This window comes from Rhodococcus huquni, from assembly GCF_055231055.1.
The window spans coordinates 32694-56102 of record NZ_JBUYWE010000004.1 but is presented as its reverse complement, the minus strand read 5'-3'; the positions used below and the strand labels follow the sequence as shown (position 1 = coordinate 56102).

The 23409-nt window shown below is 65.6% G+C and carries 18 protein-coding genes; all 18 read right to left on the bottom strand.

What is annotated here, in order from left to right; translation table 11 throughout:
* Positions 1-103: 103 nt before the first annotated feature.
* A complete protein-coding gene (locus ACZI8R_RS09470; protein ID WP_463379346.1) occupies positions 104-1189 on the bottom strand; it encodes an amidohydrolase family protein in 1086 nt (361 codons plus the stop codon).
* A gap of 3 nt (positions 1190-1192) precedes the next feature.
* On the bottom strand, positions 1193-2773 hold the full coding sequence (gene ffh, locus ACZI8R_RS09465) for a signal recognition particle protein (RefSeq protein WP_463379345.1): 1581 nt from the start codon (positions 2771-2773) through the stop codon (positions 1193-1195).
* 96 nt (positions 2774-2869) lie between these two features.
* On the bottom strand, positions 2870-5434 hold the full coding sequence (locus ACZI8R_RS09460; RefSeq protein WP_463379344.1) for a [protein-PII] uridylyltransferase: 2565 nt from the start codon (positions 5432-5434) through the stop codon (positions 2870-2872).
* On the bottom strand, positions 5424-5762 hold the full coding sequence (locus ACZI8R_RS09455; RefSeq protein WP_463379343.1) for a P-II family nitrogen regulator: 339 nt from the start codon (positions 5760-5762) through the stop codon (positions 5424-5426). Before ACZI8R_RS09455 ends, ACZI8R_RS09460 begins: the two co-directional genes overlap by 11 nt.
* 92 nt (positions 5763-5854) lie before the next feature.
* Positions 5855-7114, bottom strand: coding sequence for an ammonium transporter (locus ACZI8R_RS09450; RefSeq protein ID WP_463379669.1), 1260 nt, complete (start codon positions 7112-7114; stop codon positions 5855-5857).
* Between the two features lie 220 nt (positions 7115-7334).
* A complete protein-coding gene (gene ftsY, locus ACZI8R_RS09445) occupies positions 7335-8753 on the bottom strand; it encodes a signal recognition particle-docking protein FtsY (protein ID WP_463379342.1) in 1419 nt (472 codons plus the stop codon).
* 46 nt (positions 8754-8799) lie between these two features.
* Positions 8800-12399 carry a chromosome segregation protein SMC gene (smc, locus tag ACZI8R_RS09440; protein WP_463379341.1) on the bottom strand — a complete coding sequence of 1200 codons (3600 nt, stop codon included), beginning with the start codon at positions 12397-12399 and terminating at the stop codon, positions 8800-8802.
* Between the two features lie 22 nt (positions 12400-12421).
* Positions 12422-12691, bottom strand: a complete 270-nt coding sequence (locus tag ACZI8R_RS09435) for an acylphosphatase (RefSeq protein ID WP_463379340.1) — start codon at positions 12689-12691, stop codon at positions 12422-12424.
* Complete coding sequence (locus ACZI8R_RS09430) at positions 12691-13125, bottom strand: OsmC family protein (RefSeq protein ID WP_463379339.1); 435 nt, start codon at positions 13123-13125, stop codon at positions 12691-12693. The genes ACZI8R_RS09435 and ACZI8R_RS09430 overlap by 1 nt, the downstream gene beginning before the upstream one ends.
* A gap of 20 nt (positions 13126-13145) precedes the next feature.
* Positions 13146-14024 carry a bifunctional DNA-formamidopyrimidine glycosylase/DNA-(apurinic or apyrimidinic site) lyase gene (gene mutM / locus ACZI8R_RS09425; protein ID WP_463379338.1) on the bottom strand — a complete coding sequence of 293 codons (879 nt, stop codon included), beginning with the start codon at positions 14022-14024 and terminating at the stop codon, positions 13146-13148.
* Positions 14017-14772: a ribonuclease III gene (gene rnc, locus ACZI8R_RS09420; protein WP_463379337.1), complete on the bottom strand. Its 756-nt coding sequence runs from the start codon at positions 14770-14772 to the stop codon at positions 14017-14019. Before rnc ends, mutM begins: the two co-directional genes overlap by 8 nt.
* A gap of 13 nt (positions 14773-14785) precedes the next feature.
* Complete coding sequence (rpmF, locus tag ACZI8R_RS09415) at positions 14786-14968, bottom strand: 50S ribosomal protein L32 (protein WP_463379336.1); 183 nt, start codon at positions 14966-14968, stop codon at positions 14786-14788.
* 2 nt (positions 14969-14970) lie between these two features.
* Positions 14971-15531: a YceD family protein gene (locus ACZI8R_RS09410; RefSeq protein ID WP_463379668.1), complete on the bottom strand. Its 561-nt coding sequence runs from the start codon at positions 15529-15531 to the stop codon at positions 14971-14973.
* 148 nt (positions 15532-15679) lie between these two features.
* Positions 15680-16429 carry a DivIVA domain-containing protein gene (locus ACZI8R_RS09405; RefSeq protein WP_463379667.1) on the bottom strand — a complete coding sequence of 250 codons (750 nt, stop codon included), beginning with the start codon at positions 16427-16429 and terminating at the stop codon, positions 15680-15682.
* Positions 16430-16520: 91 nt separating this feature from the next.
* A complete protein-coding gene (coaD, locus tag ACZI8R_RS09400) occupies positions 16521-17015 on the bottom strand; it encodes a pantetheine-phosphate adenylyltransferase (protein ID WP_463379335.1) in 495 nt (164 codons plus the stop codon).
* Positions 17012-17578, bottom strand: coding sequence for a 16S rRNA (guanine(966)-N(2))-methyltransferase RsmD (rsmD, locus tag ACZI8R_RS09395; RefSeq protein WP_463379334.1), 567 nt, complete (start codon positions 17576-17578; stop codon positions 17012-17014). The genes coaD and rsmD overlap by 4 nt, the downstream gene beginning before the upstream one ends.
* A gap of 13 nt (positions 17579-17591) precedes the next feature.
* A complete protein-coding gene (locus ACZI8R_RS09390; RefSeq protein ID WP_463379333.1) occupies positions 17592-20996 on the bottom strand; it encodes a pyruvate carboxylase in 3405 nt (1134 codons plus the stop codon).
* 149 nt (positions 20997-21145) lie between these two features.
* A complete protein-coding gene (gene recG, locus ACZI8R_RS09385; protein ID WP_463379332.1) occupies positions 21146-23401 on the bottom strand; it encodes an ATP-dependent DNA helicase RecG in 2256 nt (751 codons plus the stop codon).
* Between the last annotated feature and the right edge of the window lie 8 nt (positions 23402-23409).

The following is a 23409-nucleotide window of genomic DNA, read 5'->3' as shown; positions in this document are numbered from 1 at the left end:
GAGCCCGGTTTTGCCTCCAACCTGTGACCGCCGCGCGGTACGTAACCGGATGCGACGACAGCGGTTCATTCTGCCAGACGAACGCTGCGCACGGAAAACGAGGTCATCTGGACTTCACGACCTGGCCCCGCAGCACCACGAGATCGGGCTCGCGCAGGGTGCCGACGTCCCCGCGCGGATCGTTGCGATAGACCACAAGATCAGCCGGGCCACCCTCGGTCACTCCGTCGTGGCCGAGCCAGGTACGAGCATTCCAACTCGCCGCACCGAGCGCATCGGTGGGCGAAAGGCCCACACCTTCGAGCGCCTCCACCTCGTCCGCGATCCGCCCGTGCTTGATGGAGCCGCCGGCGTCGGTACCCGCATAGATCGGTATCCCCGCGTCGTGGGCCGCCCCGATCGTGTCCTCCACCCTCGCATGCAGGTCACGCATGTGAGCCGCATAGATCGGAAATTTGCCGGCAGAGTCGGCGATCTCGGGGAAGGTTGCGATGTTCACGAGCGTGGGAACCAGGGCTGTTCCATTCGCCACCATCGATTCGATGGTGGCGTCCGTCAGTCCGGTTCCGTGCTCGATGCAGTCGATTCCCGCGTTGATCAAGCCTGGCAGCGCGTCCTCGCCGAACACGTGTGCGGTGACTCGTGCCCCTTCTCGGTGCGCCGCCGCAATGGCTTCCACCAGTATCTCGTCGCTCCACAGCGGTGTGAGGTCGCCTACCGAGCGATCGATCCAGTCACCGACCAGCTTGACCCAGCCGTCGCCCGCTCTGGCCTGCCGAACCACCTCGTCCGGCAATTGCTGCTCGTCTTCGAGGTCCACCGGCAGCCCGCGGATGTAACGTCTGGGCGCCGCAATGTGCTGCCCCGCCCGAACGATGCGAGGCAGATCGGCGCGCTCGTCGATGAATCGCGTGTCGACAGGCGAACCTGCGTCACGCAGCAACAGCACACCCGCGTCCCGCTCGGCGAGAGCCTGTTCGAGCAGACCTTCCCGTGTCTCTCCCCCGCCACCGCCGAACTTGATGCCGACATGGCAGTGCGCATCGACCAGGCCGGGAAGGATCCAGCCCGATTCACAGACCGTCTCCGCGCCCTCGATCGGCTCGAACGAGAGGACGTCGCCGTCGATCCACAGGTCGACCTGTTGCTCGCCCGGCAGCAGCGTGCCACGCAGATGAAGTGCGCTCACGGTCTACTTCTTGGGGAGCTTGAACTGAGACAGGTCGAGGCCCTCGAGTCCGGGCGGCAACTCGTCGAGGCCTTTCGGCATGTTGGACAGGTCCGGCATGCCGTCGCCACCGGGCATCCCGCCCGGGAATCCACCCGGCAGCCCACCGGGGAAGCCGCCCTTCATCTTCGGAGGCGTCGGACCCTTGCCGCCCTTCTTGCCCTTCTTCCCCTTCTTGCCGCGCTGAGGTTTGCGGGCACCGGGCATTCCCATGCGGCCGGCCATCGCGGCCATCATCTTGCGGGCCTCGAAGAACCGGTCGACCAACTGGTTGACGTCGGACACCTTGACGCCGGAACCGTTCGCGATGCGCAGGCGACGCGACGCGTTGATGATCTTCGGATCGGTGCGTTCGGCCGGTGTCATACCGCGGATGATCGCCTGCACTCGATCGAGTTGCTTCTCGTCGACGTTGGCGAGCTGATCCTTCATCTGCCCCGCACCCGGGAGCATGCCGAGCAGGTTTCCGATCGGCCCCATCTTGCGGACGGCCATCATCTGCTCGAGGAAGTCCTCGAGCGTGAGCTGTCCGGAACCGATCTTGCCGGCGGTGACCTCGGCCTGCTGTGCATCGAAGTGCTGTTCGGCCGCTTCGATGAGGCTGAGCACGTCACCCATGCCGAGGATGCGGCTCGCCATGCGGTCCGGATGGAAGACGTCGAAGTCCTCCAGCTTCTCACCGGTGGACGCGAAGAGGATGGGCTCGCCGGTGATCTCGCGAACGCTCAGTGCGGCACCACCGCGGGCGTCACCGTCGAGCTTGGTGAGTACGACACCGGTGAAACCGACACCTTCACGGAAGGCCTCTGCTGTGCTGACGGCGTCCTGGCCGATCATCGCGTCGAGAACGAAGAGGGTCTCGTCCGGCATCACGGCGTCGCGAATACCCGCTGCCTGCGACATCAGTTCGGAGTCGATACCGAGACGGCCGGCCGTATCCACCACGACCACGTCGTACTGCTTGTTGCGGGCTTCCTCGACGCCGGCGCGGGCCACCTCGACCGGATCCGCCGCCGTAACGCCCAACTGGTTGTCGCCGCCACCGATCGAGGTTCCGGGATGCGGCGCGAAGACCGCGGCGCCGGCACGCTCGCCGACGATCTGAAGCTGGGTGACCGCGCCGGGGCGCTGGAGGTCGCACGCCACGAGAAGAGGAGTGTGGCCCTGGTCCTTCAGCCACTTCGCGAGCTTTCCTGCGAGGGTCGTCTTACCGGAACCCTGGAGACCGGCGAGCATCACCACGGTCGGCGGGTTCTTCGCGAACGCGAGGCGACGGGTTTCGCCACCGAGGATTCCGACGAGTTCCTCGTTGACGATCTTGACGACCTGCTGGGCCGGATTGAGCGCGCCCGAGACCTCGACGCCCTTCGCACGTTCCTTGATCTTCGCGATGAAGGTGCGCACGACCGGAAGCGCTACGTCGGCTTCGAGGAGCGCCAGCCGGATCTCGCGGCACGTCGCGTCGATGTCTGCTCCGGAGAGTCGACCCTTGCCACGCAGATCCTTGAGAGATCCGGTCAATCTGTCGGAAAGGGATTCGAACACCGAGTGCGCTCCTGAGTTCGTACGAGTGTGCCGCCGCGCGTGCGTCGACTACGTGGATATTCTCGGGTACCAGCGTAGCCGCTTCGAATCCGACGATCACTCGCCCCCGGACTCGCTCCCCTCTCCGGCCGCAGGCCCGGGCGGCTTGGTGAGCGGGACGACCGCGAGGACTGCAGCCTCCAGTTCCTCCCGCACCCCACGGGTGTCGATACCGTCCCGACCGACACAGAATGCATCGATCACCGAGGACCCGAGGGTGCTCACGCGCGCCCATTTCACATCCGCGCCGCACCGTTCCAGCGCGAACGCCAACCGGCACAGCAGTCCGGCCCTGTCCTCGGCCCGCAGTTCGAGAACCGCTTCGCCCGGCGTCGGCGCATCGAACCAGATGATGCGTGGGGGCGCCTGCGCCCACAACGTCGGCACCCCGCGCTCGCCCCGTCGTTCCTCCTGCCGCGCCTCCCGTGCCTCCGCGTCCTTGGTCTCGAGCGCTACGGTCACGTCGAGATCGCCGGCGAGAGCTCTGATCAATTCCTGCCGCAACAGCCCGGCCTGCGGAGGCGCCCCGAACCGGGGCGACACGACGAACGAATTGATCGCGGACCCTTCGTGGCTTCCCAGCGATGCCGAATAGACACGGAGCGAGTTGAGCGCCAGCACTCCCGCGGCCTTGGCGAGTAGCCCCGATGTGTCCGGAGCGATCACCGTCACGACGTAGGTGTGCGCGGTATCGGTGGTGGTGAGGTCGACGTGCACCCCACCTGCCGTGGCGAGCGCCACGTGTTCGGGGTCGAGTGGGTCCGGGGCCGGCAGCCGATCACCCGCCATCACCATGCGGCACCGACGTACGAGTTCCCCGATCAGCGAGGACTTCCAGTCACCCCAGACACCGGGCCCGGTGGCGAGCGAATCTGCTTCGGCCAGCGCGTGCAGAAGCTCGAGAAGGACCGTGTCTCTGCCCAACGCATCGACCACCTTCTGCACGGTCGCCGGGTCGTCGAGGTCACGACGGGTGGCGGTCGCAGGAAGCAGCAGGTGGTGTCGGACCATTGCGGTCAGCAGTGCGAGATCGGATGGCCACAACCCCATCCGCCGTCCGATCTGATCGGCCAGTTCCGCGCCGACCACGCTGTGGTCTCCCCCGCGACCTTTGCCGATGTCGTGCAGGAGCGCCCCGAGCACCAGCAGGTCCGGGCGGCTGACCCGGGTGGTGAGTCCACTCGCGTAGGCCGCGGTCTCGACGAGGTGGCGATCGACGGTCCACGTGTGCACGGCGTCGCGCGGTGGCAGATCCCGGACCGCACCCCATTCGGGCAGCAACCGGCCCCACAATCCCGTCCGATCGAGCGCTTCGATCGTCGGGATCATCCGAGTTCCGCTGCCCAACAGCACGAGTAGGTCGTCGAGCGCTTCCTTCGGCCACGGCTGCCGCAGTTCGGGTGCACTGTCCGCCAGCCGGTTCAGAGTCGACGCAGCGATCGGCATCCCCGTCCGGGCCGACGCCGAGGCGACCCGCGTGATCAGGGCCGGATCCTTACTCGGGCGGGCGTCCCGGGCCAGTACCACTTCACCCGCGTGCTCGACGACACCTTCGTCCAGCGGGCGGCGCACAGGAACCCTGCGCAGCATCGACAGTCCGCGCCGCGGCAACGAATTGGCCGCCGTACGAATTCCGACGTCGACCGAGTACCCGATCGTCCGCGCGGAATCGCTGAGAGTCCGCGCGAGGTCGAACCTGTCGCCCAGGCGTAGTGCCGCGCCGATCTCGTCCGCATCCTGAGCGAGAACCTGATCGCGCGCACGACCGGCGACGCGATGCAGTTCGGTACGCACGTCCAACAGCCGCTCGTGAGCCACCGTCAGCCCGCCACCGGGCGAATCGGGATCCAGACCGGGCATACCGTCGGTCAGTTGCGCCACGGCCAGCGCGCCGAGCAACTGCACGTCCCGCAGGCCCCCGCGGCCGCTCTTCAGATCGGGTTCGGCGCGATGCGCGATCTGACCACTTCGATCCCAGCGTGACCTGGTCTGGTCGATCAGTTCGTCGAATCGGTTCCTGATGTCGGTGCGCCACTGCCGGCGAACACCGCCGATCAAGAGATTGCTCAACTCGATGTCCCCGACGATGTGCCGGGCTTCGAGCATGCCGAGTGCCGCCGTCATGTCGGAGGCTGCGACTTGCAGAGCCTGCGGAATCGTCCGCACGCTGTGATCGAGTTTGATGTGGGCGTCCCACAGCGGATACCAGAACTGATCGGCAATCCCCGCAACGATGTCCGGGTCGACGTTGTCGTGCAGGAGAATGAGATCCAGATCCGAGTACGGCAGCAACTCGCGGCGGCCCAACCCACCGACAGCGACCAGTGCCACACCGCAATCAGGGGACATTCCGAGCTCAGCGCCCTTGGTCGTCAACCAGAACTCGTGCAGTTCGACCAGCGCGTTCCGCAGCGCCGGTGCGTCGAGGCGGCGGGCCCGGCCGCCGCCGTGCGACGCGCCCCTCTCTCCGCCGATCAGAAGCTGCTGGCGGGCCCGCACCAAATCGTCCGCGGCAGTGGGCGGTGCGAGATTCGTAGGCCCTGACGAGGACGGCCCCGACCCCGCCGCCAAAGCAGCAGAATCAGGGCCGACCGATCCGGACCCGGCTGGGTCAGAGTGCATCCGCGCCGCGTTCTCCGGTGCGGACCCGGATCACCGACTCGACGGGCGAGACCCACACCTTTCCGTCACCGATCTTGCCGGTGCGCGCAGCCTCCACGATCACCTCGACCACCTGGTCCACAGCCGAATCGTCGATCACGACCTCTACCCGAACCTTGGGTACGAAGTCGACGGAGTACTCCGCACCGCGGTAGACCTCGGTGTGCCCCTTCTGCCGACCGTAGCCCTGGACCTCGCTGACGGTCATGCCGAGCACGCCAGCCTGCTCGAGGCTGGTCTTCACGTCCTCGAGGGTGAACGGCTTGACAATTGCCGTAATCAGCTTCATTTCGCGATTCCTTCCAATGTTCTGCGGTTCACAGTAGGGTTCTGCAATTCACAGTAGGGCCATCGCCCGAGTTGACAGGTGCCATCAGCGGATCAGGCAAGGTCGTAGGCCGTCTCTGCGTGCTCCGACTCGTCGATTCCGCGGGCCTCCGATTCCGGCGAGACGCGCCAACCGAGCGGCTTCAGAGCGAACGCGATCACGGCGGTCAGAACTGCGGTGAAGACAAGTGCGACCACGGCAATCACCACCTGAACGACCAACTGCTTGTAGTCCCCACCGTAGAACAGACCGGTTTCGGTTCCGAGGAGGCCGATGGCTACCGTGCCCCACAATCCGGACACGAGGTGGACGCCGACGACGTCGAGCGAGTCGTCGTAGCCGAAGCGGAACTTGAGACCGACGGCGAGGGCCGACAGAATTCCCGCGACCGCGCCGAGGACCAGGGAGCCGACCGGGCTGAGAGATCCCGCGGCCGGTGTGATCGCGACCAAGCCCGCCACGGCACCCGAGGCGGCACCGAGGCTGGTGGCATGACCGTCACGAATCCGTTCCGTCAGCAGCCAGCCGAGGATGGCGGCAGCGGTGGCCGCGGTCGTGTTCACCCAGGCAAGGCCGGCAGCCCCGTCAGCGGCGAAGGCCGATCCGGCGTTGAATCCGAACCACCCGAACCACAGGAGGGCAGCGCCGAGCATCACGAACGGAAGATTGTGTGGACGGAAAGCGGTCTTGCCGAAGCCGGCGCGCTTCCCCACGATCAGGGCGAGGACGAAGGCCGCGATACCGGCGTTGATGTGCACCACCGTGCCACCGGCGAAGTCGATCGGCTCGACGGCCGCGACCAACCCGCCTTCACCGTCGTCGATCGTGCCGAAGATCTTCGCGGCCAGTCCGCTCTCCGACCCGGAGAGCAATCCGCCACCCCACACCATGTGAGCGAGCGGGAAGTAGACGACCGTGACCCAGACGGCCGAGAACGCCATCCACGTCCCGAACTTCACACGTTCCGCGAGTGCACCACTGATCAGTGCCGTGGTGATGATCGCGAACGTCACCTGGAAGGCGATGTCGATGACGTTCGGGTATCCGAACGCACCGGCGATGAAGTTGCCGTCCGCATCCGTGATGCTGTCCTTCAGACCGAAGAACTCGAACGGATTCGCGAAGACGCCGCCGATGTCCTGCGTTCCGTAGGACATCGACCAGCCCCACAGCACGTACACGACGGCAATGACGGCCATCGCACCGAACGACATCATCATCATGTTCAGCACGGACTTCGAGCGGGACATCCCGCCGTAGAAGAACGCCAGGCCGGGGGTCATCAGCAACACCAGTGATGCCGCCATCAGCATCCACGCGGCATTACCGGAGTTTGCCAACACTTCGTCGGGACTCACTTACTACCTCCTCGTCGCGCGCGCTGGGAACAGCACGTCGTAAGGAGAAGAGTGGTTTCACGGTGTTTCGGCTGTGGCACTCCACCGTTTCACGCTTGTGAACGCATCCACTATTTGTGTTGCGTACACGTTTCGCCAGGCACTTTGCCGCCCGATCGGAGCTGTGAGGCTCCGTTCAGCCCAGCAGAGCGTCCACGAATGCCGCGGGTTCGAAGGGCGCGAGATCGTCCGCACCCTCACCGAGACCGACCAGCTTCACCGGCACGCCCAACTCGTGTTGGACCTGGAACACGATGCCGCCCTTGGCGGTGCCGTCGAGCTTCGTGAGCACCACGCCCGTGATGTCGACGACCTCCGCGAAGACTCGGGCTTGCGCGAGCCCGTTCTGACCGATGGTCGCGTCCAAGACGAGAAGGACGTCGTCGACGGACGCCTTCTTCTCCACGACGCGCTTGACCTTGCTCAGCTCGTCCATCAGCCCGGTCTTGGTGTGCAGCCGGCCCGCCGTGTCGATCAGAACCGCATCGACACCGTTCTCCGTGCCCTTGACGACCGAGTCGAATGCAATGGCTGCCGGGTCCGCACCCTCCTTGCCGCGCACCACCTCGGCGCCGACTCGTTCGGCCCAGGTCTGAAGCTGGTCGGCCGCTGCCGCACGGAAGGTGTCCGCGGCACCGAGCAGCACCCGGCGCCCGTCGCCCACGAGCACCCGGGCCAGTTTGCCCGTCGTAGTGGTCTTGCCGGTGCCGTTCACGCCGACGACGAGCAGCACGGCGGGGTGATCGTCGTGCGGGAGCGCTCGGATCGACCTGTCCAGATCGGGCTTCAACTCCTCGATCATCACCTCACGCAGCAGTGCGCGGGCCTCCGATTCGGTGCGAACACTGCGCGCGGCCATCTGCTCACGTAGCGCCGTGACGATCTTTTCGGTCGTCGCCGAGCCGAGATCGGCGATCAACAGCGTGTCCTCGACCTCTTCCCACGAATCCTCGTCCAGGTCGCCGCCGCCGAGAATGCCGAGCAGGCTCTTGCCGACGGCGGACTGAGAACGAGAGAGGCGTCCGCGCAGACGATCCAGACGGCCTTCGGTCGGCGCGATCTCGTCGAGCACCGGCGCCGGTGCGGGTGTCGCCTCGGATTCGGGTTCGGGTTCGGCGGGGAGCGGCTCGGGTTCCGCAGGAGCGGGGGTCGGAGCAACTTCCGGCTCGACCGGGGCCGGCTCCGCGGTGACAGGTTCGGCGGTTACCCGGTCGGCGACCGTGTCGTCCACGACCGGGGACTCTGTAGGCCGCTCGACAACGGGCGGCTCCGCGAGTGGGGTCTCCGCAGCCGGCTGTGTCGGTTCCGGAGCCGGGGTCTTCGGGACCGGAACCGCCTCGCGAGGAGGTGCCGTTGCCGTGGCGCCCTGACTGAAACTGAAGCCGCTGCCGGCCTGATAGCCGCCCGACTTGTCCTTCTCGCCCGCATCGACCTGACGCTTCTCCGGCTCAGCGAGCGAGATGCGGCGACGGCGGTACAGCACCGTGCCGACGACGAGTACGACGAGGAGAACGGCCAGTACGGCCGCAATGGCAATCCAAGCTCCGGTATTCACGCCGCCATTGTTTCAGGCTACGACCGGTGCCGCACACTCCCGCCGGTCAAGCGTCCGCTGTCACCATGTCCTGCCCACGCAGACGTTGCGAAATGACGGTCGTGATTCCGTCGCCACGCATGCTCACGCCGTACAGTGCGTCTGCCACTTCCATCGTCGCCTTCTGGTGAGTGATGACGATGAGCTGAGACTTCTCGCGAAGTTGCTCGAACAGGCCGATGAGGCGACGCAGGTTGGTGTCGTCGAGTGCGGCTTCGACCTCGTCCATGACATAGAACGGAGACGGGCGTGCGCGGAAGATCGCGACGAGCATCGCCACTGCGGTGAGCGACTTCTCGCCACCCGACAGGAGTGACAGCCGCTTGACCTTCTTTCCGGGTGGCCTGGCCTCCACCTCGATTCCGGTGGTGAGCATGTCCGAGGGGTCGGTGAGCACCAGGCGGCCCTCACCGCCCGGGAACAGCTTCGCGAACACCTGAACGAATTCACGCTCGACGTCGGCATACGCCTCTGCGAACACCTGCAGGATGCGTGCGTCGACGTCGGCCACCACTCCGAGCAGATCCTTGCGCGCCGACTTCACGTCCTCGAGTTGGGTGGAGAGGAAGTTGTAGCGTTCCTCGAGCGCCGCGAACTCTTCGAGGGCGAGCGGGTTGACCTTGCCGAGCGTTGCGAGATCCTTCTCCGCGCGCTTGGCACGACGTTCCTGGGTCGCGCGGTCGTACGGCACCGGAGCGGGTTTCGTGACCTGCTCGCCGCGCTCCTTGGCCTGCTCGTACTCCTCGAGTTCGAGGGCCGAGGGCGGCAGTTGCACGTCGGGTCCGTACTCGGCGATCAGGTCGTCCAGGCCGATTCCGTGCTGCTCGAGAATCGATTCCTCGAGCTGTTCGATCCGCAGGGCAGCCTGCGCCCGCGCCACCTCGTCACGATGAACGGCGTCGGTGAGCGAGGCCATCTGTGCTGTGAGAGCGCGAACACGTTCCTTGACCTGTTCGAGTTGTTCGGTGCGCTCGGTCCGGTGGCGCGCGAGATCGTCACGATGCAACATGGCTGCGGTGACCACCTCGTCGAGATGGTCCGCCACTCGCTGACCTGATTCGGCGACCGCCCCGGCGACGGCGGCTGCGTTCTGCCGCGCCTTCATCGCACGCTCGGCACGCGCGCGCGTCTCGCGTTCCGCGCGAGCAGCCCGCAGCAACGAATCCGCTTTGCCCCGCACGGATTCCGAACGTTCCTCCGCCGTACGTACTGTCAGCCGGGCGTCGACCTCCACGGCACGCGCTTCGGACAACGCCGCCGCTGCCATCTCGCGATCGGTTCCGGTGCTCGCGGAGGCCGCGTAGTCGTCTTCTCCCCCGCCTTCCTGCTCGGCGAGCCGCAACCGTTCCTCGAGTTCGGCGAGTTCCGTCAGAGCATCGCCCCGGCCGCTCTCTGCCCGATCGCGTTGCTGAGCGAGCCGGTCGGACTCGGCGTGTGCGGCGCGAGCCACCTGACCCAGACGTCCGAGCTGCTCGTAGATCGCCGACATCGCGGCATCCGACTCGTTGAGCGCCGCCAACGACTGCTCCGCGCTCTCCTGCCTCGCAGCCTGCTCTTCGCGGGCGCCGGACAGCGCTGCGGACAGTTCCTCGGCTCTGCGTTCGGCGTGTGCCAGGTCCTTGGCGGAGTCGTCGATCGCCGCCTGCACCTCGATCGTGCTCGGCTGCCGATCGGAACCTCCGGTCATCCACCCGGCACCGAGGAGATCTCCACCCTTCGTCACCGCGTGCAGACTCGGGTCGGCGGTCGTTACCGCCACGGCCTGGTCCACATCGTCGACCACCACGACGCCGAACAGCAGAGCAGCAAGACCCGAACGCAACTCGGCCGGCGCGTCGACGACATCTCGTGCCCACCGCGAGTTCGCCGGCGCGGCATCCGTGCTCGGCCCACTGCCCCTTCCGATCAGCAGTGACGCCCGACCTCCGTCGCCTTCCTTCAGTGCCGCGACAGCACCCTTCGCGGCATCGAGGGACTCGGCGATCACGGCGTCCGCCGCCGGCCCGAGCGCGGCGGCCACAGCAACCTCGTAGCCCTTCTCGACGGTGATCCGATCGGACAGGGAACCGAGAACACCGTCGTTCGCACGGTGCTCGAGCAGCCAGGCTCCGCCGTCCCTGCGCTCGAGACCCATCGACAACGCTTCGATGCGGGCCTTCAGGGATACGACCTGCTGGCTGGCCGCGCGTTCCTGGTCCTGGAGTTCGTCCACTCGTTCGTTGGCGTACTTCAGCGCTTCGACGGCTCGTTCGTGATTGGAGTCCAGGCCGAGCTCGCCGGCGTCGAGGTCACCGATCTCCGACTGCACCGATTCGAACTCGACCTGGGCTTGCTCGCCCCGCGCACGGGCCTCTTCGATCGAAGCGGTGAGGCGCGCAACCTCCGCATCCACCGACTCTCCCCGCGTGCGCAGCGTGTCGACCCTGCCGGAGAGCCTGGCGAGTCCTTCCCGCCGGTCGGCGATGGCACGGACCTCTGCCATGTGTGCTCGCTCCGCAGCCGCAGCGGCGTCGTCGTTGATCGCCAACTGCTCTTTGGCCGCGTCCAGCGCCGCGCGGGCCATCTCGGTCGCTTCGACCAGCTCGGCTTCTTCGAGTGCGATGCGCTCGGCACGCGCTTCCATCGCGTCGGGATCCTCGCCCCGGTTCGAGATGGGATCGGCATCGAGATGGCGGGCCCGCTCGCGTGCGATGCGAATGGTGGAGTTGACGCGCTCGGCCAGAGCCGACAGCTGGAACCACGTTTGTGCTGCGGCCTCGGCTCCCGGGGTCAGGCGGGCAAGGGACTGCTCGTGCCGACCGAGTTCGAGGTTCGCGTCGTCGAGCGCCGCCGTCACCTGGTCGTACTGCTCGCGGGCGACCTTCTCGTCCTGTGCCTGATTCTCCAGCTCGGAGCGGCGCGTGACCAGATCGTCTGCGGCAAGGCGCATCCGTGCGTCGCGAAGATCCGCCTGGACCGTCTGCGCCCGCCGTGCGACTTCTGCCTGCCGGCCGAGAGGCTTGAGCTGACGTCGCAATTCGGTCGTCAGGTCGGTGAGACGCGCAAGATTGGCCTGCATCGAATCGAGCTTGCGAACGGCCTTCTCTTTACGTTTGCGGTGTTTGAGGACACCCGCGGCCTCCTCGATGAACGCGCGCCGATCCTCGGGGCGCGATTCGAGAATCGCGGCGAGTCGACCCTGCCCGACGATCACGTGCATCTCCCGGCCGATGCCGGAGTCGCTGAGCAGTTCCTGCACGTCCATCAACCGGCACGACGAGCCGTTGATCTCGTACTCGCCCGCGCCGTCTCGGAACATCCGGCGCGTGATCGACACCTCGGAGTAGTCGATCGGGAGTGCACCGTCGGTGTTGTCGATCGTGAGCGTCACTTCCGCGCGGCCGAGCGGTGCGCGGCCGGCGGTGCCCGCGAAGATGACGTCTTCCATCTTGCCGCCACGTAGAGCTTTCGCGCCCTGCTCACCCATGACCCAGGTCAGGGCGTCGACCACGTTGGATTTGCCGGACCCGTTTGGGCCGACGACACACGTGATTCCGGGCTCGAATCGCAGAGTCGTCGCAGACGCAAAGGACTTGAATCCCTTCAACGTCAGACTCTTCAGATGCATGGCCGACGAGTTTACCTTCGGTTCACCGTTCGACGAACCCGATCAGGTCTCCGCGCGCCGGATCGAAAGTTTCCACAACGAGATCGACCTGGCCTGGTGTCTCGCCGCTGCGCAGCAGATCCACCAGCGTCTCGAGTCGCGCGTGATCTCCCTCGGCAACGACGAGCACTCGCCCGTCCGACTTGTTGGCCGCATATCCGACGAGACCCAACTCGAGCGCCCGCGCCCGCGTCCACCACCGGAAGCCGACACCTTGAACCCTGCCGTGCACCCAGGCAGTGAGCCGATCCATCAGCTCTCCCCGGACACCGTCAGTGTCACGTTCGTGCCGGCCTTCAATGTGCGGCCCACCGTGCACACCTTGTCGACCGACCGCTCCACCAGCGTGACCAAACGGGCCTGGGCCTCGTCGTCCAGTTCGCTGAGGTCGAGTTCGAGGACCTCGTCAAGCTGGGGGTACACCTCGTTCTCCCGATCGGCGGCGCCGGACACCCGGATGGTGGCGTCGTAGTTCTCGCCCAACCGGCGCGACAGAGGAAAGTCCGAGCTCATCCCACTGCACGCAGCGAGCGCGATCTTGAGGAGCTCGCCCGGGGTGAACACACCCTCCACGCCGTCCGACCCGATACGGACCTCGGCGCCGCGCGAACTGCGACCTGTGTAGAGACGGGTTCCCGTGCGCTCGACCCAGAGCTCGGTGGACGGCGCGGCGTTATCGTCAGTCATGTGGCAATCCTGCCACTCGGTCATCCTCGAACGCGGGGCGACCTGAGGCGAGGTGACGGTTGGCACACCGGGCAGCTGAACGACGACCGGTTCATGAACTTCTCCCGGCGGATCGGCGCTCCGCATCGATCACACGGCTGGCCTTCCCTGCCGTACGCATGCAGTGAGCGGTCGAAGTAGCCCGATTCTCCGTTGACGTTGACGTACAGGGCATCGAACGAGGTGCCACCCTCGGCGAGAGCCGCGTCCATCACCGTCCGCGCCGCCGCGAGGATCTCCCTCGACTTCGGGCCGGTGAGCTTGTCGGTGAGACGGTTGCCGTGGACCTGTGCGCGCCACAGTGCCTCGTCGGCGTAGATGTTCCCCACCCCGGACACCACGGTCTGGTCGAGCAGCGCGCGCTTGATCTCGGTGTGCTTGCCGCGCAGCGTCTTCACCACGGTCTCGACGTCGAAGCGGGGATCCATCGGGTCGCGCGCGATGTGGGCCACGGAGTCGGGAACGGCGGTGCCGTCGACTTCGACCAATTCAGCCATTGCCCACCCGCCGAAGGTCCTCTGATCGACGAATCGGAGGTCGTTGCCGTCGGACAGTCGGGCACGAATACGCAGGTGCTTCTCGTCGGGTGCATCCGCCGGCTGGACGAGCATCTGCCCGCTCATCCCGAGGTGGACGACTATCGCAACGGTTCCTGGGTCGAGAACCAACCACAGGTACTTCCCACGACGATCCGCGGACACGATGCGATGGCCCACGATCTGCCCGGCGAGGTCTGCGCCGCCGAGCACGTGCCGGCGAATGGATCGGGGGTGGAGAAACTCCACCGAGTCGACGGTGGATCCGACCACGAATTTCTCGAGGCCACGGCGGACGACCTCGACTTCGGGAAGTTCAGGCACCGAGGACCGGAGCGTCGCCGTCCCCGGCATCGGACAGCGCGTTCCACGCTGTGGCGGCTGCCTTCTGTTCGGCTTCCTTCTTCGAACGGCCGACCCCGACACCGAGTGCGTCTCCGCCGACCAGAACGGTCGCGGTGAATTCCTTGTCGTGGTCCGGTCCGGTTGCCGCGATCTCGTAGACCGGCACGCCGGCTCCACGTTCGGCGGTGAGCTCCTGCAAACTGGTCTTCCAGTCGAGGCCGGCGCCCAGACGCGGCGCGCGATCCAGGAGATCGGCAAAGAGGTCGAGAACGACTCGTCGAGCCGTCTCGATCCCGTGCTCCAGATGAATGGCGCCGAGGATGGATTCCATCCCGTCGGCGAGGATGCTCGGCTTGTCACGCCCACCGGTCATCTCCTCGCCCTTGCCGAGCAGCAGATGGGAGCCCAGACCACCCTCACCGAGTTGCCTGGCCACCTCCGCCAGCGCATGCATGTTGACCACGCTTGCGCGGATCTTGGCGAGATCGCCTTCGGTCTTGGTGGGGTGCGCGCGATAGAGGTTCTCGGTGACGACGACTCCGAGGACGGAGTCGCCGAGAAACTCGAGCCGCTCATTGGTCGGCAACCCGCCGTTCTCGTACGCATACGAGCGGTGCGTCAGCGCGAGGATGAGTAATTCGGGCTCTATGTCCACGCCGAGAGCGGCGAGGAGGGAATCGTGATCCTCCTCGCCGCTGGCGTGCACTGCGGTGCTGTCGCTCGTCACGTCTACCGAAGACTTAAACTGCGGCAGTCACCTGGCGGCCCTTGTACGTGCCGCAGGACGGGCACGCCACATGGGGCAGCGTCTTCTCGCCGCAACCGCGGTTGGGGCAGGTGACGAGGGTGGGCACAGTGGTCTTCCACTGGCTGCGACGCGACCTGGTGTTCGATCGCGACATTTTGCGCTTGGGGACAGCCACTTCTACTTCTCCTCGGCTTCGGTGTTCACAAGATTTGTGCTCGGTTCTGGATCCACGCCAAATTTGGCTGCAAGACCAGCCCAGCGAGGATCAATCATCTCATGCCCATGCCCGGATTCTGCAATCGCCAGGCGAACGCCACATTCCGAGCACAATCCGAGGCAGTCCTCACTACAGAGGGGCTGCAACGGAAGCGCCAGTCCTACGGCGTCGATCACGAGGGGTTCGAGGTCGATGTGCTCGTCCTCGACGAGGTATACCTCGTCCTCCTCGGTGGTCTCGTCGGTGGCACTGTTCGGGTAGGCGAACAGTTCGGTGAGGCGCAGTTCGAGTTCGTCCGTGAACGGCTCGAGACAACGGGAACATTCACCCGCGACAGGCGCAGACAGTGTTCCGGTCACCAGGACACCTTCGGAGACCGCTTCGAGCTTCACGTCCAAGTCGATGTTCGATCCCTCTGGAATCGCGACGAGATCCAGGCCGATACGCCTCGGAGCCGACACGACCCGCTCGACCGTCTGCATCGAGCCTGGACGACGCCCCAAAGTGGACGTGCCCAGCACAAAATCCGCATCCTTGGTGGGATGCGACGGACGGTGATGACGGGAAGTCACGAGAATCGCTTTCGACGTGTACTGATTGGGCAACCACTCAACGGTACGCGATCGGTCGACTGGGCTCAACTCGGTAGCTCGGGCACGTAAAGAGCGACTACCTGCGGCGGCGGTCGTCTTCGTAGTCGGGCACACCCGAACCGGTTCGCAACTGCTGACGACCCCGGCCCACGGACCGGATCGTGCCACTGAGGAAGTCTTCGAACTCTGCAAGCTTCGTGTCGACGTAGACGTCACAATCCGAGCGGAGACGATCCGACTCGGCGTGCGCGGAATCGATGACCCTGGCCGACTCCGCGTGCGCTGCCTGCACCACCTCGGTCTCGGAGACCAGGCGCTCCTGCTCCGCCGTTCCGTCGGCCACCGAACGCTCGTAGGTCGCCTTCCCGGATTCGATCATCCGATCGGCTTCGGAGCGCGCCCGGCCGGTCACGGACTCGTACTCGCGACGGCCTTCGTCGACCGCCCGCTCCGCTTCCGCCTCGGCATCGGCGACGAGTTGGTCGGCGTGCGCACGGGCTTCCGAAACCATGCGATCGGCCTGCGCTTTGGCGTCCGACAGAATCCGGTCGGCATCCTCGCGCGCATTCTCGACCGTCGAACCGGCCTCTGCGTTGGCCACCGTCACCGTCTTCTCGGCGCTGGCGCGTGCGTCGCCGACCAATTTGTCGCGGTGGTCGAGCACGTCCTGAGCGTCGTCGAGTTCACCGGGAATGGCGTCACGTACGTCGTCCAGCAATTCGAGAGTGTCTCCGCGCGGAACGACGCAGCCGGCTGTCATCGGAACTCCGCGCGCCTCTTCGACGATCGCGACGAGTTCGTCCAGCGCCTCGAATACCCGGTACACAAGCAACCCCATTCGTCGGTGACACAACTACTGCCGGCAAGTCTGCCGGATCGACTCCGCCGATGTGGGGCGTGAGCCGGTGTGTCGGGATTCAGCTCTTTTCGGCTGCCCGCTCCGCGATGCGCTCGAGCAGCTGAGAGTGCACTTTCGCCGGCAACATGTCGGCGACATCACCCCCGAAGGTTGCGACTTCCTTGACGAGGGAACTCGACAGATAGCTGTAGGTCGGATTGGTGGGGATGAACAAGGTGTCGACTCCGGACAACTTCTGGTTCATCTGGGCCATCTGCAACTCGTAGTCGAAATCGTTGGCACCACGCAGACCCTTCACGATTGCCGTGATGCCTTCTTGCTTCGCGTAGTCGACGAGCAGGCCGTGCCACGAACTGATTCGCACGTTGGTGAGATCGCTCGTCGCATCCTCGAGCATCCGGATGCGTTCGTCCACGGTGAACAAGCCGCGCTTGCTCTTGTTGATCATCACCGTGACGATGACTTCGTCGAATTGCGCCGCAGCCCTGGAAATGACATCCAGATGGCCGTTGGTCACAGGGTCGAAGGATCCCGGGCACACAGCTCCAGTCATGAGTCCCGACCGTAGCAGGTTGCGAGTTCGATTCTGGCTTCCCCGTACTTCTTGCCCTTGCGACCCTCGAAGCCGTCGGGCCAGACCGTTTCAGGTGAGCGCGAGGATCTTTCGAGGACGACGAGAGACCCCTCGCCCACCCACCCGTTGGTGCGCAGTGAGATCAGCACTTCGCGCACGACGGTGTCGTCGACCCCGTACGGCGGATCGGCCAGTACGAGATCGAACTCGCGATCCGCGCGAGATCCGACTACCGCCTCGACCGGCGCGCGGCGCACCGAGGCGCCCGGAAGTGCCGTGGTCTCGACGTTGCTCGACACGACTCGCGCTGCCGCGGGGTCGGATTCGACCAGCACGACGTGGGAGGCACCCCTCGACAACGCCTCGAGGCCGAGCGCACCGGAACCTGCATACAGATCCAGAACGGCAGCACCTTCGAGGTCCATGCGGGCATCGAGCATGCTGAAAAGGGCTTCGCGGACACGATCCGAGGTGGGACGGGTACCGGAAGGCGGGACCCGCAAGCGACGTCCGCCTGCGAGTCCCGCGATGATCCGTGTCATCGGAACAGCCTCGTCACTGCGCCGCCGACTCCCCTGCCGATACCTCGATCAGCAGGTCGCCGCCCTCGACCTGCTGAACGCTGCTGATCGCGAGACGCGAGACGACGCCTCCGCGAGGTGCGGTGATGGCAGCCTCCATCTTCATGGCCTCGATCGTGGCAACAGTTCCGCCCGCTTCGACCTCGTCTCCCTCCGACACTGCGAGGGTGACCACTCCGGCGAACGGCGCGGCGACGTGCGCCGGGTTCTTCTTGTCCGCCTTCTCCACTGTCGGCACCTCGCTGGCGATCGACCGGTCACGCACCGACACGGGACGGAGCTGGCCGTTGAGAATGCACATCACGTTGCGATAGCCGCGCTCGTCGGGCTCGGAAATCGCCTCGAGACCGATGATCAATTCCACGCCCTGCGCCAGCTTCACGCGATGCTCGTCGCCCCGGCGCAGCCCGTAGAAGAACTGGTTGGCAGACAACTGCGAGGTATCGCCGTACTTCTCGTAGTGCTCGAGGAACTCCTTGGCCGGCCCCGGGAACAGCAGCCGGTTCAGAGTGCTCCGGCGTTCCGCCGACGTTCCCGACAGCGCCTTCTCGTCTTCTTCGCTGAGTGGTACCTCTGGCTTGGCCGCTCCGCGGCCCTCGAGAGCCTTGGTTCGGAACGGTTCGGGCCACCCACCGGGCGGGGTCCCGAGTTCACCGCGCAGGAAGCCGATCACCGAATCCGGAATGTCGAAACGCGACGGGTTCTCGGCGAACTCCTCGGTGGAGGCGCCGGACCCGACGAGGTGCAGCGCCAGATCGCCCACGACCTTCGAGGACGGGGTGACCTTGACGAGGCGACCCAGCATCCGGTCCGCAGCAGCGTATTTGGCCTCGACCTCCTCGAACCGGTCGCCCAGCCCGAGCGCAACGGCCTGGGTTCGCAGGTTCGACAGCTGCCCGCCCGGAATCTCGTGCGTGTACACGCGACCGGTCGGCGCCGGAATACCGGATTCGAACGGCGCGTAGACCTTGCGAAGCGCTTCCCAGTACGGCTCGAGATCACATACCGCCTGCAGGTCGAGGCCGGTGTCCTGCTCGGTGTGTGCGGCCGCGGCGACGATTGCCGACAGCGCGGGCTGACTCGTAGTGCCGGCGAGAGCCGACGAGGCGCCGTCGACCGCGTCCGCCCCGGCCTGCCAAGCGGCCAGATATGTCGCAAGCTGTCCGCCCGGGGTGTCGTGCGTGTGCACGTGGACGGGCAGATCGAAGTTCTTGCGCAGCGCCGTCACGAGTGTCGCGGCGGCCGGAGCGCGCAGCAGGCCCGCCATGTCCTTGATCGCGATGATGTGAGCGCCGGCCTCTACGATCTCCTCCGCCAGCTTCAAGTAGTAGTCGAGCGTGTAGAGGTTCTCGTTCGGGTTCGACAGGTCGCCCGTGTACGACAGCGCGACCTCGGCGACGGCGGTTCCGGTCTCGCGGACCGCATCGATCGCCGGACGCATCTGGTCGACATTGTTGAGCGCATCGAAGATTCGGAAGATGTCGATGCCCGTGTCCGTCGCTTCCTGGACGAAAGCGCGAGTCACCTTCTCCGGGTACGGGGTGTAGCCGACGGTGTTGCGGCCGCGCAGCAGCATCTGCAGGCAGATGTTCGGGACAGCTTCACGCAGTGCGGCCAAGCGATACCACGGGTCCTCGTGCAGGAACCGGAGTGCGACGTCGTAGGTCGCCCCACCCCAGGCCTCGATCGACAGCAGTTCGGGCGTGGTGCGAGCCACGTAGGGCGCAACCGCCAACAGCCCACTCGTGCGCACCCGGGTAGCGAGCAACGACTGGTGCGCGTCGCGGAACGTGGTCTCGGTGATGCCGAGGGCCTTCTGCTCACGCAGTGCCTTGGCGAATCCGTCGGGGCCGAGTGTCAGAAGCTTCTGACGGCTGCCCTCGGGAGCCGGAGCAGACAGATCGATCTTGGGCAGCTTGTCGTGCGGGTACACCGACGACGGACGTTCGCCGTGCGGCTTGTTGACCGTCACGTCGGCGAGGTAAGTGAGGATCTTGGTGCCGCGGTCCGCGGACGAACGCAACGTCAGTAGTTGCGGGCGCTCCTCGATGAAGGACGTGGTCACCCTCCCGGCACGGAAGTCGGGGTCGTCGAGAACCGCCTGCAGGAACGGAATGTTCGTGGACACACCGCGGATTCGGAACTCGGTGACCGCTCGCCTGGCACGACTCACCGCTGTCTCCAGGTCGCGGCCACGACAGGTCAGCTTGACCAGCATCGAGTCGAAGTAGGCACCCACCTCTGCGCCGAGCGTGGCGCCCCCGTCCAGGCGAATACCGGCGCCGCCGGGTGTGCGGTAGGCCGTGATTCGGCCGGTGTCCGGCCGGAAACCGTTGGCCGGGTCCTCGGTGGTGATACGGCACTGGATCGCGGCGCCGCGCAGGGTGATCTTGTCCTGGCTCAGACCGAGGTCGGCCAGGGTCTCGCCCGAGGCGATACGCAACTGCGACTGAACGAGGTCCACATCGGTGACCTCCTCGGTCACGGTGTGCTCGACCTGGATGCGCGGGTTCATCTCGATGAAGACGTGATTTCCACGGGCATCGAGGAGGAACTCCACGGTGCCGGCACACGAGTAGCCGATCTGCTGGGCGAACGCGACGGCATCCGCACAAATCCGCTCACGCAGTTCCTCGGACAGGTTCGGTGCGGGCGCCATCTCGATGACCTTCTGGTGACGCCGCTGCAATGAGCAGTCGCGTTCGAAAAGGTGGATGACGTTGCCCTCGCCGTCGCCGAGGATCTGTACCTCGATGTGGCGTGGGTCGATCACGGCCTGCTCGAGGAACACGGTGGCGTCACCGAAAGCGGACTCGGCCTCGCGAGCGGCGGCCTCGATTGACTCACGTAGCTGCGCGGGCTCGGCCACTCGGCGCATGCCACGACCGCCGCCGCCGGCTACCGCCTTCACGAACAGGGGGAACTCCATGTTCTCGGAAGCTGCCACCAATTCGTCGACGTCCGACGAGGGCTCCGAGGACGCCAACACGGGCAGTCCGGCCGCGCGAGCAGCCGCGATTGCCCGAGACTTGTTTCCGGTCAGTTCGAGGATGTCCGAGGACGGACCCACGAACGTGATTCCGGCCTCCGCGCAGGCAGCGGCCAAGTCGGGGTTCTCCGACAGGAAGCCGTACCCGGGGTAGACGGCGTCGGCCCCGGCCTGTACGGCGGCCGACACGATCTCGTCGATGGACAGGTACGCCCGCACCGGGTGCCCTTCCTCACCGATCTGGTAACTCTCGTCGGCTTTCAGACGGTGGATCGAGTTCCGATCCTCGTACGGAAACACCGCGACGGTTCCGGCGCCTAGTTCGTAGGCGGCGCGGAACGCGCGGATCGCAATTTCGCCGCGGTTGGCGACAAGCACTTTTGAGAACATGGCTGCAAACTACCCCGCTGGGAAGGGCGCCGGGGAACCCGCGTCCCAGTATTCAAGATTCCACAAACGACTTCACAAGAAGACTTCCGCAGGGTGCAACTTCGGTAATACCGGCGAAACACTCACACGGCACATCTGCGCACGTCAGGTCACGCTTTCTCCAAGTATTCGATCTTCTCGGAATCGAGAGCCGCGCCGACCATTGCGGCAAGTCCAGGATGATTCTCGAGTGTGGAATCGGTGTCGATCACCGCACGCGAGAATTGTGCCGCACTCGCTATGACGTCCTCGTGTTCGAGGAGCGACAACAGCCGCAATGTCGTGGTCGTCCCGCTCTGTGCCTTTCCGAGAATGTCACCCTCGCGGCGAGTCTCGAGGTCGAGCCTCGCCAGTTCGAATCCGTCGTTGGTCGATGCCACACTCGAGAGCCGCTCGTACGTCGGACTACCAGGACTGGCGCCGGTGATCAGGATGCACAGCCCCTGATGCTTTCCACGTCCCACGCGTCCACGAAGCTGATGTAGCTGACTCACTCCGAATCGGTCCGCATCGACGATGACCATCACGGTCGCATTGGGAACGTCCACGCCGACTTCGACCACGGTCGTGCACACGAGGACGTCCGTATCCCCCACGTCGAACGCCGCCATCGCGGCATCCTTGTCGTCCGAAGGCAGACGACCGTGTAACAGCCCGACACGAAGGTCCGGGAGAATCTGGGTGCTCAACTGCTCGTGAAGTTCGGTCGCGGCGATCGTCTGCTGCTGGGCGTCCTTTTCGTCCTTGCCGCCGGGCTCGTCCTTACCGTCGCCGATACGTGAGCACACGACGTAGGCCTGTCGACCGTCGGCGACGTCCTCACGTATCCGCTCCCAGGCCCGACCGACCCACTGCGGCTTCTGACGGGCGGGGACCACACTGCTCTTGATGGGCGAGCGTCCCTTGGGCAACTGTCGAAGGGTCGACACCTCGAGGTCACCGAGCACCGTCATGGCAATCGTTCGCGGTATCGGGGTCGCGGTCATGACGAGAACGTGCGGACTCAGACCGCCTCTTGCCTTGGAGCGCAGGGCATCTCGCTGCTCGACTCCGAACCGATGTTGTTCGTCCACGACGACCATGCCGAGTTTGAAGAAGTCCACGTTGTCCTGGATGAGGGCGTGGGTGCCGATGACGATCCCCGCGTCACCCACGACCACCTCGTTGAGTGCGGCCCGTTTCGTCGCAACCGACATCGAGCCCGTAACCAGCGTGATGCGGGTGGCCTGATCCTCGGAGCCGAGCTCGCCGGCAGTCCCCAGGCCCCCGAGCATCGCCCGCAACGATTTCGCGTGCTGGGTGGCGAGGACTTCCGTCGGCGCCAGTAACGCACACTGATACCCGGCATCGACCACCTGCAGCATCGCGCGCAGTGCGACGATCGTCTTTCCGGAGCCCACTTCGCCTTGCAGGAGTCGGCTCATCGGATGCGGACGGGAGAGATCCGCCGAGATCTCCTCTGCGACCTCGTGCTGGCCGTCCGTGAGCGTGAACGGCAGTCTGGCTTCGAAGCGTTCGGCGATTCCATCCGGCACGGGCGGACACACCGGAGCCACTCGCTGCGCATTGTCTCGGCGGCGCATCGCGAGTACGAGTTGCAGGGCAACTGCCTCGTCGAAGCGAAGACGATCTCGCGCGTGGTCGATCTCTTCCCTGGTGTCGGGCAGATGAATCGAGCGCAGAGCAGCGTCCAGGCCGATGAGGCCGTGCTCGGCCGAAGTGGCGTCCGGCAGCGGATCTACGACAGGATCGAGTTGATCGAGCACCTGCCGGACGCACCGCATGATGGTCCAGCTCTCGACGTCCCTGGTCGCCGGATACAGCGGGATGAAGGCACGGTCGAACACCGACATGTCGACGCCCGCACCGGAATCGACACCGGCCCGCGCGATACCGGCCAGGTCGCCGGAGCCTCGAATGCGACCGACCTCGACAACCGGGTCTTCCTCACCGCGCGATTCGGGAAGGATCAGATAACTGGGATGGGTGAGACTCCACTTTCCACGGAAGTACTTCACCGTCCCCGAAAACATCGCGCGCACACCCGGTTTGATCACATGCCGGACCTTCTGCGGGTTGAAGAAGGTGACGTCGACGTTCTGAGTGTCCGTGGTGAGCACCACCTTGAGCATCTGGCCCGGGCGGTTGCGCATCTTCACGACCGCGGCGGAGGTCACCTTGGCGATGATGGTGATGTGTTCGCCCTCGGGCGGCTCCTTCTCCGCCAGCTCACGACCTTGGGATGCGTAACGATGGGGGTAATGACGAAGCAGGTCCTCCACCGTGCGGATCTCGAAGGCCTCGGCGAGCGCTTCCGCCGTCTTGTTTCCCAGGAGCAGATCGAGACGATCCGAAAGCGTCGCCATGTCACGTT

Excerpts from the sequence above, each read along its gene's own strand:
- ACZI8R_RS09460 (WP_463379344.1), bottom strand. The coding sequence starts at position 5,434 with ATGCACTCTGACCCAGCCGGGTCCGGATCGGTCGGCCCTGATTCTGCT.
- rsmD (WP_463379334.1), bottom strand. The coding sequence starts at position 17,578 with ATGACACGGATCATCGCGGGACTCGCAGGCGGACGTCGCTTGCGGGTC.
- ACZI8R_RS09430 (WP_463379339.1), bottom strand. The coding sequence starts at position 13,125 with ATGACTGACGATAACGCCGCGCCGTCCACCGAGCTCTGGGTCGAGCGC.
- ACZI8R_RS09450 (WP_463379669.1), bottom strand. The coding sequence starts at position 7,114 with ATGCTGATGGCGGCATCACTGGTGTTGCTGATGACCCCCGGCCTGGCG.
- recG (WP_463379332.1), bottom strand. The coding sequence starts at position 23,401 with ATGGCGACGCTTTCGGATCGTCTCGATCTGCTCCTGGGAAACAAGACG.
- ACZI8R_RS09390 (WP_463379333.1), bottom strand. The coding sequence starts at position 20,996 with ATGTTCTCAAAAGTGCTTGTCGCCAACCGCGGCGAAATTGCGATCCGC.
- ACZI8R_RS09455 (WP_463379343.1), bottom strand. The coding sequence starts at position 5,762 with ATGAAGCTGATTACGGCAATTGTCAAGCCGTTCACCCTCGAGGACGTG.
- ACZI8R_RS09435 (WP_463379340.1), bottom strand. The coding sequence starts at position 12,691 with ATGGATCGGCTCACTGCCTGGGTGCACGGCAGGGTTCAAGGTGTCGGC.
- coaD (WP_463379335.1), bottom strand. The coding sequence starts at position 17,015 with ATGACTGGAGCTGTGTGCCCGGGATCCTTCGACCCTGTGACCAACGGC.
- smc (WP_463379341.1), bottom strand. The coding sequence starts at position 12,399 with ATGCATCTGAAGAGTCTGACGTTGAAGGGATTCAAGTCCTTTGCGTCT.